At 70.0% G+C, this 3,222-nt stretch carries 4 protein-coding genes and 1 pseudogene; 2 read left to right on the forward strand and 3 right to left on the reverse strand.

The genetic code is table 11. The features are described from left to right. Positions 1–47: 47 nt before the first annotated feature. From NON22_RS24920 to NON22_RS22265, 3 genes are all read right to left on the reverse strand, one after another. Complete coding sequence (locus NON22_RS24920) at positions 48–623, reverse strand: TetR/AcrR family transcriptional regulator (protein ID WP_257389188.1); 576 nt, start codon at positions 621–623, stop codon at positions 48–50. Positions 624–1,205: 582 nt separating this feature from the next. Continuing rightward, entirely contained in the window at positions 1,206–1,535 is a 330-nt protein-coding gene (locus NON22_RS22260) for a LysR substrate-binding domain-containing protein (protein WP_257389189.1), read from the reverse strand. 188 nt (positions 1,536–1,723) lie between these two features. Further along, positions 1,724–2,275, reverse strand: coding sequence for a DUF2058 domain-containing protein (locus NON22_RS22265; protein ID WP_257389190.1), 552 nt, complete (start codon positions 2,273–2,275; stop codon positions 1,724–1,726). A 71-nt stretch (positions 2,276–2,346) separates the two neighbouring features. Here NON22_RS22265 and NON22_RS22270 point away from each other — a divergent pair, with 71 nt between their 5' ends. Next, positions 2,347–2,886: a YgjP-like metallopeptidase domain-containing protein gene (locus NON22_RS22270; protein WP_257389192.1), complete on the forward strand. Its 540-nt coding sequence runs from the start codon at positions 2,347–2,349 to the stop codon at positions 2,884–2,886. After that, positions 2,883–3,222, forward strand: a pseudogene (locus NON22_RS22275) (hypothetical protein); the annotation flags it as partial. The gene NON22_RS22270 and the pseudogene NON22_RS22275, both read left to right, overlap by 4 nt.

A 3,222-nucleotide genomic window follows, 5' to 3' on the forward strand; every position in this document is an offset into this window, starting at 1 on the left:
CCGGCGCCGGCGCCGGCGCCGGCGCGGCGAAGCGGCGGCGGAGGAAATCAGTGTGCATCGGTCAGCTCCAGGCCGCGCAGCAGCAGCGCGAGCACGTGCCGGCGCAGGCTGTCGGTGGTGAGGTCGTCGGACGGAAAGATCGCGCGCCAGATCGGCTGCGCGGCGAGCGGAAACACGGTCAGTCCGATCAGCGAGACCAGCAGCAGGCGCGGCTCGATGTCGGGATTCATGCGGCCTTCGGCCTGGGCCCGCTGCACGAGTTCGCGCACGCGATGCGCGACCGGCGGCGCGACGCGCTCGATCAGGCGCTGACGCAGCTGGCCGCCTTCGTTGAGCACTTCGCGCAGCCACAGCTGCGGAAACCAGGGGTTGGCCGACAGCAGTTCGAGCAGCGCGCCGACGAAGGCTTCGAGCGCGCCGCGCAGATTGGGCCCTGCCTCGGCCAGTCGCCGTCCGAGCGCGGCCGACAGCGGCTGCAGCCGCTCCTCGACGAGCGCATCGACGAGCTTGTCCTTGCTGCCGAAGTAGTAGTGCAGCAGCGCCGGCGTCACGCGCGCGCGGCGTGCGATCAGCGACAGCGGCGTCGCCGCTATGCCCTGCTCCGAGAACAGCTTCAGCGCCACGTCGAGCAGATGCGCCCGCGCGTCGTCGCGGCCCGGGCCTGTGCTCGTGGCCGGGCGGCCGCGACGGCGGCGGATCGGTGGGGGGGCGGGCGGTGGCGAAGGGGGCGGGATCGGCATGGCGCGTAATTTAATTGACTGACAATTTAATTTGCAAGAATCGGGAATCGGGAATCGGGAATCGGAGGAGCGGAAGCGGCAGGGCACGGCGAGAGGTGGGAGCGGCCGTGGCGCGAATGGCAAGTGCGCCGGCGTCGGTTGCCAGTTTCGGGGCGTACGCCGGGGGCTAGATTGCGTCCATCCCGAACATCGTCGAGAACCGACCATGCGCATCATCCTCGTCACCGGCGCGTCCTCGGGCATCCTCACGCAGACGGTGCTGTCGGCGTGCGAGATCGGGTTCCTGCTGGGGCTTCGAGGATCCGAACTCGTTTTTCCGCGTGTTCCGCGGCTGGACCGGCACGACGCCCGAAGCCGTGCGCAGACCGGCGCACTGAGCGGTCGGGTCCGTCGCCGCTTCGTCCGCGGGCCCCGGCGTCTTCCGATGCCGGCCCGGAACGGCCACTCGCGATCGGCCGACGCGCTTCATCCAAGGCGCTCGATCAGCAGCTCGGTGAGGACGCGAATCTTCCACGCAGGATGGAGGCCCGGAGGGCGGACGACGTAGATGCCGCCCTCGGGTGGCGGATAGCGCGTCATCACCGGGACCAGGGCGCCGGACTGCAGGTGCTCCTCGATGAGGAAGTCCGGAAGCGCCGCGATGCCGAGTCCGGCTACCGCGGCAGCCGCCGGGGCGACGCCGTTGTCCGTCTTGAACCGGCCCCGCGGATGCATCGTGATCGTCGTGCCGCCGTCGAGTCCCGCCATGTCGGCGGCCGCCGCGCCGGCCCGCCCGGCCTTGGGCACCCGGGCCATTGTTCCGTGCATGCGTCCGCGCACGCGCTCGACGCCGGCGAACGCCGCATCGTCGAGAGCTTCGGGCGGATGTCGAGGACGCGGGACCGGCCAACGTCAACCGGAACGGTGCCGGTGCTCCGCAGAAACCTTCTCGCCGGCGACGCGATCGCGGCAGGATCGGGGGATTGGGCAATGCCGGCTTGCGGTCACCAGATCAGGTCGTCGGGCACCTGGAACTGCGCGTAGTAGGCATCATCCTCGGTGCTCGACGCCGCGGGCGTGTCCGACGCCTGGCCGTGATCGACCACGATCATGCCGGCGTCGCGTTCCCGCACCTTGTCGGCGGCCGGGCGCGGAATCAGCTCGTAGCGCTCGTCGAGCCGGACGATCACGAGCGCGCCGGTCGACAGCTGCCTGCGCAGGGTGTCGTTGATCAGCAAGGTGCGGATGGCGCCGTCGGCGGTGAAGCGGTATTCGCTTTCGCCGGAACGCCGCACCTTCTTGTCCTCGATGATCTGCCGCGCCTGCGCGCGCAGTTCCGCGAGACGTGCCTGCGCATTGCGCTCCGCGGCCAGCGCGCGATCGCGCTCGGCTTTCTCGGCCCGTGCGCGTTCCGCTTCCCGTTGGATCTCGCTGGCCGCGGCGGGCCCTTTCGCCTGCCGCGCCTTGTTCTGTTCCCGCGCTGCCTCGGTCAATTGGGACTTCTTCGCCAAGCCCGCCTTGAGCAGTTGTTCCTGCAGAGGATTCGCCTTTGCCATGTCGCCGTTTCGCGTCGGATGTATCTGCCCCATCATACCTGCCGCCCCGACGCCTTTCGTCTCCCATGCCGATGCGACCGATGAAGTACCTGTCCGGCTACCCGCCGCATCTGCTGGCGCGGGTGCAGGCGCTGATCGAGCAGGACCGGCTCGGTGCGATGCTCGCCGACAAGTACCGCCAGGCCCATGCCGTGCGCAACGACGGCCAGCTGTACGACTACGTCCGGGCGCTGAAGGAACGCCACCTGCGGAAATCAGTGCCGCTGGACAAGGTGATCTACGACGGCAAGCTGCACGTGATGAAGCACGCGCTCGGCACGCACACGGCGATTTCCCGGGTGCAGGGCGGCAGGCTCAAGGCGAGCCGCGAGATCCGCATCGCCGCCGTGTTCCGCGACATGCCGGCCGAGTTCCTGAAGATGATCGTCGTGCACGAGCTCGCGCACCTCAGGCACGCCGGACACGACAAGGTCTTCTACCAGCTGTGCACGCACATGGAGCCCGACTACCACCAGCTGGAATTCGACGTGCGCGTCTACCTGACGCATCTCGAGCTCGCGCAGCGACCGCTCGTTCCGCCTTCCGGCGTGCAGGACGAGCCGCCGGCATGAAGGACACGAGCAGCGGCGAGCGGCCGTTTCCGGACCAGAGCGGGCCGGCGATGCGCGGGCCGGCTTCCCGTTCCCGATTGCCGGCTCCAGCCCGCCGCTTCGTCGTCCTGCCGGGTCTCGACGGCACCGGTCTGCTGCTGCAGCCCTTCGCGGCGGCGTTGCGGGCGCTCGGCGACGTCGAGATCCGGCGCTATCCGACGCAAGGGCCGCAGGACTATGCGAGTCTCACCGCCGCGATGGCGACGGTCGGCGCCGGCGACGTGCTCGTGGCCGAATCGTTCGGCGGGCCGCTGGCCATCGCGCTCGCCGCGCGTGCGGCTCCGGCGCCGCGCGCGC

Source organism: Tahibacter caeni, from assembly GCF_024609805.1.
GTDB classification, from domain to species: Bacteria; Pseudomonadota; Gammaproteobacteria; order Xanthomonadales; family Rhodanobacteraceae; genus Tahibacter; species Tahibacter caeni.